Here is a 14,484-nt window from a genome sequence, read left to right as displayed (position 1 = left end):
AGTGCGAAGCGCTCACAAAAAAGGGGCCGCTTCGCGACCCAGCGGGAGCAAGCTCCCTCGCCACGGGTTCGACAGCCTTGAGTGAAAGCATTAGGCCTTTGAGCGGCGTTTTTTGAATTGATTAGGAGTCATCGTGGAGTTCTTCATCGAATACGCCAGTTTTCTGGCCAAGACCGTGACGCTGGTGATCGCCATCCTGGTGGTCCTGGCCAGTTTTGCTGCGCTGCGCAGCAAGGGACGGCGCAAGTCGACCGGCCAGTTGCAGGTGAGCAAACTCAACGATTTCTACAAAGGGCTGCGTGAGCGCCTGGAGCAGACGCTGCTGGACAAGGACCAGCTCAAGGCCCTGCGCAAGACCCAAGGCAAGGCTGAAAAATCCGAAAAGAAACAAAAGGCCAAGCCGACGGCCAAGTCCCGCGTGTTCGTGCTGGACTTCGACGGCGACATCAAGGCCTCCGCCACCGAGAGCCTGCGCCATGAGATCACGGCGCTGCTGACCCTGGCGACACCCAAGGACGAAGTCGTGCTGCGCCTGGAAAGCGGTGGCGGCATGGTCCACAGCTATGGCCTGGCCTCTTCGCAACTGGCGCGGATCCGTCAGGCCGGCGTGCCGTTGACGGTTTGCATCGACAAGGTCGCGGCCAGCGGCGGCTACATGATGGCGTGCATCGGCGAGAAGATCATCAGCGCTCCTTTTGCCATTCTTGGCTCGATCGGCGTCGTCGCGCAGTTGCCCAACGTCAACCGGCTGCTGAAGAAACACGACATCGATTTCGAAGTGCTGACGGCCGGTGAATACAAGCGCACGCTGACGGTGTTTGGCGAAAATACCGAGAAAGGCCGGGAAAAGTTCCAGGAAGACCTGGACATCACCCATGAGCTGTTCAAGAACTTCGTCTCCAGCTACCGCCCGCAACTGGCTATCGATGAAGTGGCCACCGGGGAAGTCTGGCTGGGTGTCGCGGCGTTGGGCAAAGGGCTGGTGGACGAGCTCAAGACCAGCGACGAATACCTGGCCGAGCGGGCCAAAGGGGCCGAGCTGTACCATCTGCATTACGCAGAACGCAAAAGCCTGCAAGAACGCATCGGCATGGCGGCCAGCGGCTCGGTGGACCGCGTGCTGCTCAGTTGGTGGAGCCGTCTGACCCAGCAGCGGTTCTGGTAAGGCCTCCAGTCGCCATCCAGCATCGATGCCAGCAGACCCACCGCCATCGCGAGCAAGCTTTGCTCCCACAATTGTTTAGTGCTGAACAATGGGCACAAAAAAACGCCGCTTGTCCTTTGCAGGGCAAGCGGCGTTTTTGTACGCGGAGCGCGGGTGAAGATTACTCTTCGAGGCTGCCCATGGCGGTGGTGTTGAAGCCGCCGTCCACGTACATGATTTCACCGCTGATGCCCGACGCCAGGTCCGAGCACAGGAAGGCGCCGGCGTTGCCGACTTCTTCGATGGTGACGTTGCGACGCAGTGGGGTCTGCGCTTCGTTGGCCGCCAGCATCTTGCGGAAGTTCTTGATGCCGGAAGCGGCGAGGGTGCGGATCGGACCTGCCGATACACAGTTGACGCGGGTGCCGTCCGGGCCCAGGGAGCCGGCCAGGTAACGCACGCCAGCTTCCAGGGAGGCCTTGGCCATGCCCATGACGTTGTAGTTCGGCATGGTGCGCTCGGCGCCCAGGTACGACAGGGTCAGCAGGCTGCCGTTGCGGCCTTTCATCATTTCGCGACCGGCCTTGGCCAGGGCCACGAAGCTGTAGGCGCTGATGTCGTGGGCAATGCGGAAACCATCGCGGGTGGTGGCTTCGGTGAAGTCGCCGTCCAGTTGGTCGCCCGGAGCGTAGCCCACGGAGTGCACGATGCAGTCCAGGCCGTCCCACTTCTTGCTCAGTTCTTCGAAGACCTTGACGATCTCTTCGTCGCTGGCCACGTCGCATGGGAAGCACAGCTCAGGGCTGGAGCCCCAGCTTTGTGCGAACTCTTCGACACGACCCTTGAGTTTGTCGTTCTGATAAGTGAAGGCAAGCTCAGCGCCCTCGCGATGCATGGCGGCGGCGATGCCGGATGCGATGGACAGCTTGCTGGCGACACCGACGATCAGTACGCGCTTACCGGCGAGAAAACCCATGTGTTGCTCCTCTTTCAGGTTATTCGGCAGTTGTTGGGGCCAGGAAGGCGGCCTCCAGCAACTGCTGTGTATAGGGGTGTTGCGGCGCGGCGAATATACCGCGGGCATCACCTTGTTCGACCACTTGGCCATGCTTGACCACCATCAACTGGTGGCTCAGCGCTTTGACGACAGCCAGGTCATGGCTGATAAACAGGTACGTCAGGTTGTACTTGGTTTGCAATGACCGCAACAGCTCCACCACCTGGCGTTGCACGGTACGGTCCAGGGCCGACGTTGGTTCATCCAGCAGAATCAACGCCGGCTTGAGCACCAGGGCCCGGGCAATGGCGATACGCTGCCGTTGCCCTCCGGAAAATTCATGGGGGTAGCGGTGCCGGGTTTCCGGGTCCAGGCCTACCTCCTTCAATGCCGCGATTATCGCTTGTTCCTGCTCGGCTGCGGTGCCGATCTTATGGATCCGCAGGCCTTCGCCGACAATCTGGCTCACACACATCCGTGGGCTCAGGCTGCCGAACGGGTCCTGAAACACCACTTGCATCTCCCGGCGCAGCGGCCGGACCTGCTGCTGCGACAGGCTGTCCAACGGTTTGCCTTCGAAGCGGATCCCGCCCTGGCTGCCGATCAACCGCAGGATCGCCAACCCCAGCGTGGACTTGCCGGAACCGCTTTCGCCGACGATGCCCAGGGTCTGGCCCTGGGGCAGGCTGAAGCGGATACCGTCCACCGCCTTGACGTAATCCACCGTGCGCTTGAACAGGCCTTTCTTGATCGGGAACCAGACTTTCAGGTCCTCGACCTGCAACAGCGGCGGGCCGGCAACGTTGCTCGCCGGACTGCCACTGGGCTCGGCGCCCAGCAGTTCACGAGTGTACGGATGCTGCGGCGCGCGGAACAGCTCTGCGCATGATGCCTGTTCGACGATGCAACCGCGCTGCATGACACATACCCGATGCGCAATTCTTCGCACCAGGTTCAAATCGTGGCTGATCAGCAGCAGCGACATGCCCAATCGGGCCTGCAACTCCTTGAGCAATTGGAGGATTTTCAGCTGGACGGTGACGTCCAGGGCCGTGGTCGGTTCGTCGGCGATCAGCAGTTCCGGCTCGTTGGCCAGGGCCATGGCGATCATCACCCGCTGGCGCTGGCCGCCGGACAGCTCATGGGGCAAGGCTTTCAGGCGCTTGTGCGGTTCGGGAATGCCCACCAGCTCCAGCAATTCGAGGGTGCGACGGGTCGCGACCTTGCCGCTCAGGCCCTTGTGGATGCCCAGTACTTCATTGATCTGCTTTTCGATGGAGTGCAGTGGATTGAGGGAGGTCATCGGCTCCTGGAAGATCATCGCGATCCGGTTGCCGCGGATATGCCGGATGGTTTTTTCCTTCAGGCCCAGCAAATCCTGCCCGGCGTACTGGATGCTCCCGCTGGGGTGATGGGCCAGGGGATAGGGCAACAGTCGCAGGATCGAGTGGGCGGTCACCGATTTCCCCGAGCCGCTTTCACCGACCAGGGCCAGGGTTTCGCCGCGCTTGATGTCGAAACTGACGCCTTCGACCACCCGTTGGCGGCGTTCGCCAACGATGAACTCCACCGACAGGTCGCGTACTTCGATCAGATTGTCCTGGTTCATTTCACTTCCTCGGATCGAAGGCATCGCGAGCGGACTCGCCGATGAACACCAGCAGGCTCAGCATCAGGGCCAGCACGGCGAAGGCGCTGATGCCCAGCCACGGGGCCTGGAGGTTGGATTTGCCTTGGGCCACCAGCTCGCCCAGGGACGGTGCGCCCGGTGGCAAGCCGAAGCCGAGAAAATCCAGCGCGGTGAGGGTGCCAATGGCGCCGGTGAGGATGAACGGCATGAAGGTCATGGTCGAGACCATGGCGTTGGGCAGGATGTGGCGGAACATGATCGCCCCGTCCTGCATGCCCAGGGCCCGGGCGGCGCGCACGTATTCCAGGTTGCGCCCGCGCAGGAACTCGGCACGGACCACGTCCACCAGACTCATCCAGGAGAACAGCAGCATGATGCCCAGCAGCCACCAGAAGTTGGGTTGGACGAAGCTGGCCAGGATGATCAGCAGGTACAGCACCGGCAGGCCGGACCAGATCTCCAGGAAGCGTTGCCCGGCGAGGTCGACCCAGCCGCCGTAGAAGCCCTGCAAGGCGCCGGCGATCACGCCGATGATCGAACTGAGCAGGGTCAGCGTCAGGGCGAACAGCACCGAAATCCGGAAGCCGTAGATCACCCGCGCGAGGACATCGCGGCCCTGGTCGTCGGTGCCCAGCCAGTTCACCGACGAGGGCGGGGCGGGGGCCGGGACTTTCAGGTCGTAGTTGATGCTCTGGTAGCTGAACGGAATCGGAGCCCACACCACCCAGGCGTCCTTGGCCGCCAGCAGCTCACGGATGTACGGGCTCTTGTAGTTGGCTTCCAGGGGGAATTCGCCGCCGAAGGTAGTTTCCGGGTAGCGCTTGAGGGCCGGGAAGTACCAGCCTCCGTCGTAATGCACCACCAGTGGCTTGTCGTTGGCGATCAGCTCGGCGCCCAGGCTCAGTATGAACAGGACCAGGAATAGCCACAGTGACCACCAGCCACGCTTGTTGGCCTTGAACAGTTCGAAGCGGCGGCGATTGAGCGGGGACAGGTTCATCTCAATGCTCCCGGCTTTCGAAATCGATGCGCGGATCGACAAAGGTGTAGGTCAGGTCGCCGATCAGCTTCACCACCAACCCCAGCAACGTGAAAATGAACAAGGTGCCAAACACCACCGGATAGTCACGGTTGATGGCCGCCTCGAAACTCATCAGCCCGAGGCCGTCGAGGGAGAAGATCACCTCCACCAGCAACGAACCGGTGAAGAAAATCCCGATGAACGCCGAAGGAAAACCGGCGATCACCAGCAACATGGCGTTGCGGAACACGTGGCCGTAGAGCACGCGGTTGCGGGCCAGGCCCTTGGCCTTGGCGGTGACCACGTACTGCTTGTTGATTTCGTCGAGGAAGCTGTTCTTGGTCAGCAGGGTCATGGTGGCGAAGTTGCCGATCACCAGGGCAGTCACGGGCAGGGCCAGGTGCCAGAAATAATCGAGGATCTTGCCGCCCAGGGGCAGCTCGTCAAAGTTGTTGGAGGTCAGCCCGCGCAACGGGAACCAGTCGAAATAACTGCCACCGGCAAACACCACGATCAGCAGGATGGCGAACAGGAACGATGGGATGGCATAGCCGACGATGATCGCCGAGCTGGTCCACACGTCGAAGTGGCTGCCGTGCCGGGTGGCCTTGGCGATCCCCAGCGGGATCGACACCAGGTACATGATCAGCGTGCTCCAGAGCCCGAGGGAAATGGACACCGGCATCTTTTCCTTGATCAGGTCGATGACCTTGGCGTCGCGGAAAAAGCTGTCACCGAAATCCAGGTGGGCGTAGTTCTTGATCATGATCCACAGGCGTTCGGGCGCCGACTTGTCGAAGCCGTACATGCGCTCGATTTCCTTGACCAGCGCCGGGTCCAGGCCTTGGGCGCCGCGATAGGAGGAGCCGGCGACCGAGACCTCGGTGCCACCGCCGGCAATGCGGCTGGTGGCACCTTCGAAGCCTTCGAGCTTGGCGATCATCTGCTCCACCGGCCCGCCGGGCGCCGCCTGGATGATGACGAAGTTGATCAGCAGGATGCCGAACAGGGTCGGGACGATCAGCAGCAACCGCCGGAAGATATAAGCCAGCATCGGGTTACTCCACGCTCGCAGGGGCGGGGTTGATCTGTTGTTCCATCACTTGTTTTTCCACCTCGATGGCAGGCTTGGTGTCGGGCTTGACCCACCAGGTGGTGGTGCCGAGGTCATAGGTCGGCGTCACCTTCGGATGGCCGATGTGGTTCCAGTACGCCACCCGCCACGTCTTGATGTGCCAGTTGGGGATCACGTAATAACCCCATTGCAGCACCCGGTCCAGTGCTCGGGCGTGGGCCACCAGGCTCTTGCGCGAATCGGCGTTGATCAGTTCTTCCACCAGTTGATCGACGGCCGGGTCCTTCAGGCCCATGGTGTTGCGACTGCCGGGCTTGTCGGCGGCGGCCGACATCCAGAACTCGCGCTGCTCGTTCCCCGGCGAGCTGGACTGCGGGAAGCTGCCGACCACCAGGTCGAAATCCCGCGAGCGCACGCGGTTGACGTACTGGGATACGTCGACGCGGCGGATCACCAGGTCGATACCCAGGTCGCTCAGGTTGCGCTTGAACGGCAGCAGCACCCGCTCGAACTCGGTCTGGGCCAGCAGGAACTCCAGCACCACCGGTTTGCCCTGGGCATCGACCATCTTGTCGTCGACGATGCGCCAGCCGGCCTCCTGCAACAGTTGGTAGGCCTTGCGCTGCTGGTCGCGAATCATGCCGCTGCCATCGCACATCGAGGGTTGGAACGCTTCGCTGAAGACTTGTTCGGGGATCTTGCCGCGCAAGGGTTCGAGGATCTTCAGTTCGTCTTCGCCCGGCAGGCCGGTGGCGGCCATTTCCGAATTCTCGAAATAGCTGCGGGTGCGGGCGTAGGCGCCGTTGAACAGTTGCTTGTTGGTCCATTCGAAGTCAAAAAGCAGGCTCAGGGCTTTGCGCACCCGTACATCCTGGAAGACCGGGCGGCGCAGGTTGTAGACAAAACCCTGCATGCCGGTGGGGTTGCCGTTGGGGATCTGTTCCTTGATCAAGCGGCCTTCGGTCACCGCCGGGATGTTGTAGGCGTTGGCCCAGTTCTTGGCGCTCATTTCCAGCCAGTAGTCGAACTGCCCGGCCTTGAGCGCTTCCACCGCCACGGTGTTGTCGCGGTAGTAGTCGGTGGTCAATACGTCGAAGTTATATAAACCGCGATTGACCGGCAGGTCCTTGCCCCAATAGTCCTTCACCCGTTCATAGCGGATCGAGCGTCCGGCTTTCACTTCGGCGACCTTGTAGGGACCGCTGCCCAGGGGGATTTCGAGGTTGCCTTTGCTGAAATCGCGGGTGGCCCACCAGTGCTTGGGCAGGACGGGGATCTGGCCGAGGATCAACGGCAATTCACGGTTACTGGTGTGCTTGAACTTGAACAGGACTTTGAGCGGGTCTTCGGCAACGACTTCGGCGACGTCGTTGTAGTAGCCACGGAACATCGGAGCGCCGTCCTTGATCAAGGTCTGGAAGCTGAAGACCACGTCTTCAGCGCGCACCGGGTGGCCGTCGTTGAAGCGGGCCTGGGGTCGCAGGTAGAAGCGCACCCAGCTGTTGTCCGGGGCCTCTTCGATTTTTTCGGCGATCAGCCCGTACACGGTGAAGGGCTCATCCAGGCCCCGCGCGGTCAGGGTGTCATAGATCAGGTCGATGTCGTCGGCCGGTACGCCTTTGCTGATGAACGGGTTGAGGCTGTCGAAGCCACCAAACCCACCCTTGCGGAACATCCCGCCTTTGGGGGCGTCAGGGTTTACATAGTCGAAGTGCTTGAAGTCGGCCGGGTATTTGGGCTGTTCGTTGTACAACGTCACCGCGTGCTGCGGCGCGGCACAGGCCAGCCCGGCGAATAGCAGGCCGCTGGCCTGCAGGAGCAGGGCGCGAAAAGGCGTCATTGATCTTTCTCCGAAGATTTCAGCCACCATGCGCTCAAGCCCAGGGTGTAGGGCGGCGTGGTGACGAAGGCGAACCGGTTGCGGTACGCCAGGCGATGATAATTGAGGTACCAGTTGGGAATGCAGTAATGCTGCCAGAGCAGCACGCGGTCCAGGGCTTTGCCAGCCGCCACCTGCTCGTCGCGGGTCTGGGCGGCCAGCAGTTTGTCCAGCAAGTAATCGACCACCGGATTGGCGATGCCTGCGTAGTTCTTGCTGCCCTCGACGGCGACCTGGCTGGAGTGAAAGTACTGCCATTGCTCCAGGCCCGGGCTGAGGGTCTGGTTCAAGGTCAGCAGGATCATGTCGAAGTCGAACTGGTCCAGCCGCTGCTTGTACTGGGCGCGATCCACCGTGCGCAGCCGGGCCTGGATGCCGATGCTGGCGAGGTTCTCCACGTAGGGTTGCAGGATGCGCTCCAGGTTGGGATTCACCAGCAGGATCTCGAAGCTCAGGGGCTTGCTGTCAGCGTTGAACAGGCGCTGGCCGTTGAGGGTCCAGCCGGCTTCTTTCAACAAGCCCAGGGCCTTGCGCAAGGTTTCCCGGGGAATGCCGCGACCGTCGGTGGCGGGCAGGCTGAAGGGTTCGGTGAGCAACCGGGGCGGCAATTGGTCACGGTACGGCTTGAGCAGCAACCATTCGTGTCCCACCGGCACGCCACTGGCGGAGAATTCACTGTTGGGGTAGTAGCTGAGCGTGCGCTTGTAGGCGCTGCTGAACAGGGTACGGTTGGTCCACTCGAAATCGAACATCAGCCCCAGGGCTTCACGCACCTTCACGTCGGCAAAGGTGCTGCGCCGGGTGTTCATGAACAGGCCCTGGGTCTGGGTCGGGATCTGGTGGGGGATCTGCGCCTTGATCACATCGCCACGGGTGACTGCCGGGAAATCGTAGCCATTGGCCCAGTTCTTGGCCTGGTGTTCGATATAGATGTCGAACTCACCGGCCTTGAAGGCTTCGAAGGCGACGTCGCTGTCGCGGTAGAACTCCACCTCCATGCGGTCGAAGTTGTATTTGCCGCGATTGACCGGCAGGTCCTTGCCCCAGTAGTCCTTGACCCGTTCGAACACCAGTTGGCGACCCGGCTGCACTTTGGTGATGCGGTAGGGGCCGCTGCCCAGGGGTGGCTCGAAAGTGGTCGCCTTGAAGTCGCGGTCCTTCCAGTAATGTTGGGGCAACACCGGCAACTCGCCCAGGCGCAGGATCAACAGCGGATTGCCCGCGCGCTTGAAGACGAAGCGGATTCTCAGTGGATTGAGGATGTCGACCCGCAGCACTTCCTGCAGGCTGGTGCGGTATTGCGGGTGGCCGTCCTTGAGCAGTGTCCGGTAGGAAAAGGCCACGTCATAGGCGGTGATGGGCACACCGTCATGAAACCGCGCTTCGGGCCGCAGGTTGAACACCACCCAGCTGCGGTCCTCGCTGTACTCCACCGACTGGGCGATCAAGCCATAGCTGGACGTCGGCTCATCGCCGGACGGTGCGTACTGGCCGGTGCCGACCATCAACGGCTCGTTCAGTTCGTTGATGCCGTATTGCAGGAAGTTCGGCGTGGAAACCGGGCTGCTGCCCTTGAAGGTATAGGGGTTGAGCGTATCGAAGGTGCCAAATGCCATGACCCGCAGGACACCGCCCTTGGGCGCTTGCGGGTTGACCCAGTCGAAGTGGGTGAATCGGGCCGGGTACTTGAGCGTGCCGAATTGCGCATAGCCATGGCTTTCGCTGATGGTTGCGCTGGCGGGAGAGCTCAAGGCCAGGCTGATCAGGAGCAGGAGGAGGGGACGTATCAAATCTGGGATCCGATCCAGGCGGCTTGGGCTTTATGGCCTGTACAGTAACAGCTTGTATCGGCAGGAAAAAGGCGGGGGGGGTGGTGGATCCAGTCAGGCGAGGGAGGTTATCTGTGGGAGCAAGGCTTGCCCGCGATGAACGATAACGCGGTTCGACGGTTAAACCGCGGCGCGGCCATCGCGGGCAAGCCTTGCTCCCACAGATAAATCCCTCGCCACAGGGAGCCCCTGCGATCAATGCGGGGAATAGACCGTCAGCATCTGCCCAGGCTTGAGCGCCTTGCCCATCCGTGGGTTCCAGCGCTTGAGGTGCTGCATTTCCACGTTGAAGCGCTTGGCCACGACGTACAGCGAGTCACCTTGCTGGACCTTGTATTGGGTTTGCTTGGATTTGTCGCCCTTGCTGTTGGCGGCCACGACGGTGTTGATGCGCTTGCCGGTGGCCTTTGGCGCCCGGGTGTCTTGCATGACCAGGGTCTGGCCGACCTTGAGTTTGTTGCCGCTGAGCTTGTTCCAGCGTTGCAGGTCCTTGGTTTCGACCTTGTTGGCCTTGGCGATCTGGGCCAGGCTTTCGCCGCGCTTGACGCGGTAGGTGCGCTTGACGCCTTCCGGTTCGCTGTCGTCGGCTGTTTCGAAAACCGGCTTGAGCGAGCGGGGGCTGATCAGTTCTTCCGGACGCATGGTCGACAGGCTGGCGGTCAGCAACTGGGCCTTGGAGGTGGGCACCAGCAGGTGCTGCGGGCCGTCGATGGTGGTGCGCTGCTTGAAGGCCGGGTTGAGCTGGAACAGCTCGTCCTCGTCGATGTTGGCCACCGCTGCGACCTTGGAGAGGTCCATGCGCTGGTTGATCTCGACGACCTGGAAGTACGGTTCGTTGGCGATCGGGTTGAGGTTCACGCCATAGGCATCGGGGGCGAGCACCACCTGGGACAGCGCCAGCAGCTTGGGCACGTAGGCCTGGGTCTCGGCGGGCAGCGGCAGGTTCCAGTAGTCGGTAGGCAGGCCGAGCTTCTCGTTGCGCTCGATGGCCCGGCTGACCGTGCCTTCGCCGGCGTTGTACGCCGCCAGGGCCAGCAGCCAGTCGCCGTTGAACATGTCGTGCAGGCGCGTCAGGTAATCCATGGCGGCCGTGGTGGAAGCAGTGATGTCACGACGTCCGTCGTAGAAGCGGGTCTGGCGCAGGTTGAAGTAGCGCCCCGTGGACGGGATGAACTGCCAAAGGCCCACGGCGTTGGCGCGGGAATAGGCCATGGGGTTGTAGGCGCTTTCGATCACCGGCAGCAGGGCCAGCTCCAGCGGCATGTTGCGTTCTTCAAGGCGTTCGACGATGTAGTGGATATACAGGCTGCCACGCTCGCCGGCGTTTTCCAGGAAGGATGGGTTGCTGGCGAACCACAGGCGCTGTTGCTCGATGCGTGGGTTGACGCCGGCGGTTTCCTGGAGCTGGAAGCCCTGGCGCATGCGCTCCCAGATATCCTGGGGCACCTGGGGGCTGGGCTTCTGGCTGAGCCACACAGGTTTCTGCTTGGCGCGAGCGGCGATATTGGGCGTGTGGGCCGCGTCGGGCGCCACCTGGCTCGTGCCTTGGCAACCCGCCAGCGTGGCGGACACAGCCACCGCAATGGCTTGAGCCAAGCGGGTCAATGTGTCTGACTGGGCGGACCTGCGTATAGAGGACGACATTGGCTGGAAGTAAGTTCCGGGCAAAAATGTCGGGCGATTCTAGAAAGCGCACCCCAACAGGTCAACCATTCAGAATTTTTGTACCGACCGATAGCGCCCTTAGAATTTATCTTTCCAAGCCCTCAAGGCCGCAAAAACCTTACTCGGCGTCTGGTTACGCTGGCCGCTCCGTTCGTCTGCTTTTTGTTTAACGGATGTTTCAGCGGTGCGCAGGAAAGGGTTGGTGAGCTTTTCCAGGGCCAGGGTCGACGGCAGGGTGATGACCCCCTCGTTGCGTTGATGGCTGACTTTTTCCAGACGGGCGGCAATGTCCCGGTTATCCGGTTCCACCGCTGCGGCGAACTTGAGGTTGCTGAGGGTGTACTCATGGGTGCAGTAGACCAGGGTGTCTTCCGGCAGGGCAGCGAGTCGACTCAGCGAACGGTGCATTTGCTCGGGCGTGCCTTCGAACAGGCGGCCGCACCCGGCGGCGAACAGGGTATCGCCACAGAACAGCAGGCCATGATGGTAGTAGGCGATATGCCCCAGGGTGTGGCCGGGCACGGCGTGGACATCGAAGTCCAGGCCCAGCACACTGATCTGGTCGTGGTCACCGAGCGCCTTGTCCCGCGCCGGGATATTTTCGCTGGCCGGGCCGTAGACGGTGGCGTTGGTCGCGTTTTTCAACGCCTGGACGCCGCCCACGTGATCAGGGTGATGGTGGGTGACCAGGATGTCGCTCAGGACCCAGCCTGGATGGGCGGCGAGCCATGCCTGCACCGGGGCGGCGTCACCCGGGTCGACCACGGCACAGCGCCGGCTCGAATGGTCCTGCAACAACCAGATGTAGTTATCGGTGAACGCGGGCAGGGCACTGATCTGTATCATCGCTAAATTCGCCAAGCTCAAAACAAAGGCGCATCTTAGAACTTCCTGGCGCGTTGGAGAATGCAAATGACCGATGAAGCGTTCGCTCAGGCTGATCCTGACTGGCTGGCGTTGATCAGCGCCGCCCGCGAGTGGCTGGCCGGCCCCGTCGGGCAATTTTTGCTGGAGGAAGAACGGCGCATGCTCGAGGACGAGCTGGGTCGGTTCTTCGGCGGCTACCTGGTGCATTACGGGCCTTCGGCGCAGACGCCGCCGTCGGCCCCGCAGGTCCAGCGCAACGTGCGCCTGGGGGCGCCGCTGCCTGGGGTGGAGATCGTCTGCGAGGAGCAGGCCTGGCCCTTGAGCGAGCATGCTGCCGACGTGGTGGTGCTGCAGCATGGCCTGGATTTCTGCCTGTCTCCCCACGGCCTGTTGCGTGAGGCCGCCAGCAGCGTGCGCCCCGGCGGGCATCTGCTGATCATCGGCATCAACCCCTGGAGCAGTTGGGGGTTGCGGCGGGTATTCGCCCACGATGCCTTGCGCCAGGCCCGTTGTATCTCGGCCTCCCGGGTGGGCGACTGGCTCAACCTGCTGGGTTTCGCGCTGGAGAAACGCCGCTTCGGGTGCTATCGTCCGCCGCTTGCATCACCCAAGTGGCAGGCCCGTCTGGCTGGCTGGGAGCGCAGGGCCGGCGCCTGGCAACTGTCCGGTGGTGGCTTCTACCTGTTGGTGGCGCGCAAGATCGCGGTCGGCCTGCGCCCGGTGCGTCAGGTGCGACGCGAGCCGATGGGCAAGCTGATTCCCTTGCCGATGGCCAAGGTCAATCGTCGCCACATCGAGCCGTAACCCTTTTCTGAATCTGGCCGGCATTTCGGCTTCGGGCTTGTCGGTCCCGACCGGCAGGCTTGTGCATTTTTTTCTGGATGGACTGGCATGAGCGATAGCGTAGAACTCTTCACCGACGGCGCCTGCAAGGGCAACCCTGGCCCAGGTGGCTGGGGTGCGTTGCTGGTCTGCAAGGGGGTGGAGAAGGAGCTTTGGGGCGGCGAAACCAACACCACCAACAACCGCATGGAGTTGATGGGCGCCATTCGTGGCCTGGAGGAACTCAAGCGACCTTGCGACGTGCTGCTGGTGACCGACTCGCAGTACGTGATGAAGGGCATCAATGAATGGATGGCCAACTGGAAGAAGCGTGGCTGGAAGACCGCCGCGAAAGAACCGGTGAAGAATGCCGATCTGTGGATGCTGCTGGATGAGCAGGTCAATCGCCATAACGTCACTTGGAAATGGGTACGTGGCCACATCGGCCATCACGGCAACGAACGGGCCGACCAGTTGGCCAACCGTGGGGTGGACGAGGTGCGTGGGTTCAAGCAGGCTTGATCTGGCTGGATGTACTCCTAGGCCAGTGGAAAGGTTCACACCTGGGGCGAGAGCGCTTTTTGTGGCGAGGGAGCTTGCTCCCGCGGGGTCGCGAAGCGGCCCCAGGTTTTGCGGTTGCTGCGCAACCGAGCGGGAGCAAGCTCCCTCGCCACAAGAGCGGTGTGCGGCACCGCGCTTCGTGGGCGTGTTAAGATCCGCGCCTTTGCATGACTGCCCGTTGAGAGCTGAACACTGATGGCCAACAGATCTGTCGTACTCGACACCGAAACCACCGGCATGCCGGTGACCGATGGTCACCGGATTATCGAAATCGGCTGTGTCGAGCTGATCGGTCGGCGCCTGACCGGCCGCCATTTCCACGTCTACCTGCAACCGGATCGCGAAAGCGATGAGGGCGCGATTGGCGTCCACGGCATCACCAATGAATTTCTGGTGGGCAAGCCGCGTTTCGCCGAAGTCGCCGATGAGTTCTTCGAGTTCATCCAGGGCGCGCAGCTAATCATCCATAACGCGGCGTTCGACGTTGGTTTCATCAACAACGAATTCGCCTTGATGGGCCAGCACCACCGGGCCGACATCACCGAGCATTGCAGCATCCTCGACACCCTGATGATGGCCCGGGAACGGCATCCGGGGCAGCGCAACAGCCTCGATGCCCTGTGCAAGCGCTACGGCGTCGACAACTCCGGCCGCGAACTGCACGGCGCGTTGCTCGACTCCGAGATCCTGGCAGACGTCTACCTGGCCATGACCGGTGGCCAGACCAGCCTGTCCCTGGCTGGCAATGCTTCGGACGGTGCGGGCGAGGGTTCGGGCAGCCAGGCCTCGGAAATCCGCCGGCTGCCCGCCGAACGCCAGCCTTCGCGGATCATCCGCGCCAGCGAAAGCGAGCTGGCCGAACACGTCGCGCGTCTGGAGGCCATTGCCAAGTCCGCCGGCGCCCCGGCATTGTGGACGCAACTGGCTGAGGCGCAGGCTGCGGCGAACTGACCCTCTGTGGGAGCTGACTTGCTCGCTCCCACAAGGATGTCAC

Annotated in this window: 12 protein-coding genes; 4 read left to right on the top strand and 8 right to left on the bottom strand. The window is 62.2% G+C overall.

All coding sequences use genetic code 11. From position 1 onward, the window contains the following. Positions 1 to 133 precede the first annotated feature (133 nt). Positions 134 to 1,165: a protease SohB gene (gene sohB, locus ACODSJ_RS18350; protein ID WP_489103081.1), complete on the top strand. Its 1,032-nt coding sequence runs from the start codon at positions 134 to 136 to the stop codon at positions 1,163 to 1,165. Between the two features lie 160 nt (positions 1,166 to 1,325). On the opposite strand, the gene fabI is transcribed toward sohB, so the two are convergent. From fabI to gloB, 8 genes are all read right to left on the bottom strand, one after another. Beyond that, entirely contained in the window at positions 1,326 to 2,120 is a 795-nt protein-coding gene (gene fabI / locus ACODSJ_RS18345; protein WP_489103080.1) for an enoyl-ACP reductase FabI, read from the bottom strand. Between the two features lie 19 nt (positions 2,121 to 2,139). Further along, positions 2,140 to 3,750, bottom strand: coding sequence for an ABC transporter ATP-binding protein (locus ACODSJ_RS18340; protein WP_489103079.1), 1,611 nt, complete (start codon positions 3,748 to 3,750; stop codon positions 2,140 to 2,142). A 1-nt stretch (position 3,751) separates the two neighbouring features. Further along, positions 3,752 to 4,771 (bottom strand): ABC transporter permease, encoded by a 1,020-nt coding sequence (locus tag ACODSJ_RS18335; protein ID WP_489103078.1) that lies wholly within the window; start codon positions 4,769 to 4,771, stop codon positions 3,752 to 3,754. Position 4,772: 1 nt separating this feature from the next. Continuing rightward, positions 4,773 to 5,846, bottom strand: a complete 1,074-nt coding sequence (locus ACODSJ_RS18330; RefSeq protein WP_489103077.1) for a microcin C ABC transporter permease YejB — start codon at positions 5,844 to 5,846, stop codon at positions 4,773 to 4,775. 4 nt (positions 5,847 to 5,850) lie between these two features. Continuing rightward, positions 5,851 to 7,707: an extracellular solute-binding protein gene (locus tag ACODSJ_RS18325; protein WP_489103076.1), complete on the bottom strand. Its 1,857-nt coding sequence runs from the start codon at positions 7,705 to 7,707 to the stop codon at positions 5,851 to 5,853. Then, on the bottom strand, positions 7,704 to 9,536 hold the full coding sequence (locus ACODSJ_RS18320; RefSeq protein WP_489103075.1) for an extracellular solute-binding protein: 1,833 nt from the start codon (positions 9,534 to 9,536) through the stop codon (positions 7,704 to 7,706). Before ACODSJ_RS18320 ends, ACODSJ_RS18325 begins: the two co-directional genes overlap by 4 nt. Before the next feature lie 234 nt (positions 9,537 to 9,770). Continuing rightward, positions 9,771 to 11,219, bottom strand: coding sequence for a transglycosylase SLT domain-containing protein (locus ACODSJ_RS18315; protein WP_489103074.1), 1,449 nt, complete (start codon positions 11,217 to 11,219; stop codon positions 9,771 to 9,773). Between the two features lie 99 nt (positions 11,220 to 11,318). Next, complete coding sequence (gene gloB, locus ACODSJ_RS18310; protein WP_489103073.1) at positions 11,319 to 12,086, bottom strand: hydroxyacylglutathione hydrolase; 768 nt, start codon at positions 12,084 to 12,086, stop codon at positions 11,319 to 11,321. Positions 12,087 to 12,152: 66 nt separating this feature from the next. On the opposite strand from gloB, the gene ACODSJ_RS18305 reads away from it, so the two are divergent. The 3 genes from ACODSJ_RS18305 to dnaQ all read left to right on the top strand — a co-directional run bounded on the left by ACODSJ_RS18305 (position 12,153) and on the right by dnaQ (position 14,441). Beyond that, on the top strand, positions 12,153 to 12,911 hold the full coding sequence (locus ACODSJ_RS18305; RefSeq protein WP_489103072.1) for a methyltransferase domain-containing protein: 759 nt from the start codon (positions 12,153 to 12,155) through the stop codon (positions 12,909 to 12,911). A gap of 87 nt (positions 12,912 to 12,998) precedes the next feature. Continuing rightward, a complete protein-coding gene (gene rnhA, locus ACODSJ_RS18300) occupies positions 12,999 to 13,451 on the top strand; it encodes a ribonuclease HI (RefSeq protein WP_489103071.1) in 453 nt (150 codons plus the stop codon). Positions 13,452 to 13,685: 234 nt separating this feature from the next. Further along, entirely contained in the window at positions 13,686 to 14,441 is a 756-nt protein-coding gene (gene dnaQ / locus ACODSJ_RS18295) for a DNA polymerase III subunit epsilon (protein WP_489103070.1), read from the top strand. Positions 14,442 to 14,484 lie beyond the last annotated feature (43 nt).

The organism is Pseudomonas sp. FG6 (assembly GCF_057809015.1).
The sequence above is the reverse complement of the archived record's forward strand: the minus strand, read 5'-3'. Positions and strand labels throughout refer to the sequence as shown.

Coding starts and splice junctions, on each gene's coding strand:
- ACODSJ_RS18305 (WP_489103072.1), top strand. CDS start 12,153: ATGACCGATGAAGCGTTCGCTCAGGCTGATCCTGACTGGCTGGCGTTG.
- gloB (WP_489103073.1), bottom strand. CDS start 12,086: ATGATACAGATCAGTGCCCTGCCCGCGTTCACCGATAACTACATCTGG.
- dnaQ (WP_489103070.1), top strand. CDS start 13,686: ATGGCCAACAGATCTGTCGTACTCGACACCGAAACCACCGGCATGCCG.
- rnhA (WP_489103071.1), top strand. CDS start 12,999: ATGAGCGATAGCGTAGAACTCTTCACCGACGGCGCCTGCAAGGGCAAC.
- fabI (WP_489103080.1), bottom strand. CDS start 2,120: ATGGGTTTTCTCGCCGGTAAGCGCGTACTGATCGTCGGTGTCGCCAGC.
- ACODSJ_RS18325 (WP_489103076.1), bottom strand. CDS start 7,707: ATGACGCCTTTTCGCGCCCTGCTCCTGCAGGCCAGCGGCCTGCTATTC.
- ACODSJ_RS18340 (WP_489103079.1), bottom strand. CDS start 3,750: ATGAACCAGGACAATCTGATCGAAGTACGCGACCTGTCGGTGGAGTTC.
- ACODSJ_RS18335 (WP_489103078.1), bottom strand. CDS start 4,771: ATGAACCTGTCCCCGCTCAATCGCCGCCGCTTCGAACTGTTCAAGGCC.
- ACODSJ_RS18315 (WP_489103074.1), bottom strand. CDS start 11,219: ATGTCGTCCTCTATACGCAGGTCCGCCCAGTCAGACACATTGACCCGC.
- ACODSJ_RS18330 (WP_489103077.1), bottom strand. CDS start 5,846: ATGCTGGCTTATATCTTCCGGCGGTTGCTGCTGATCGTCCCGACCCTG.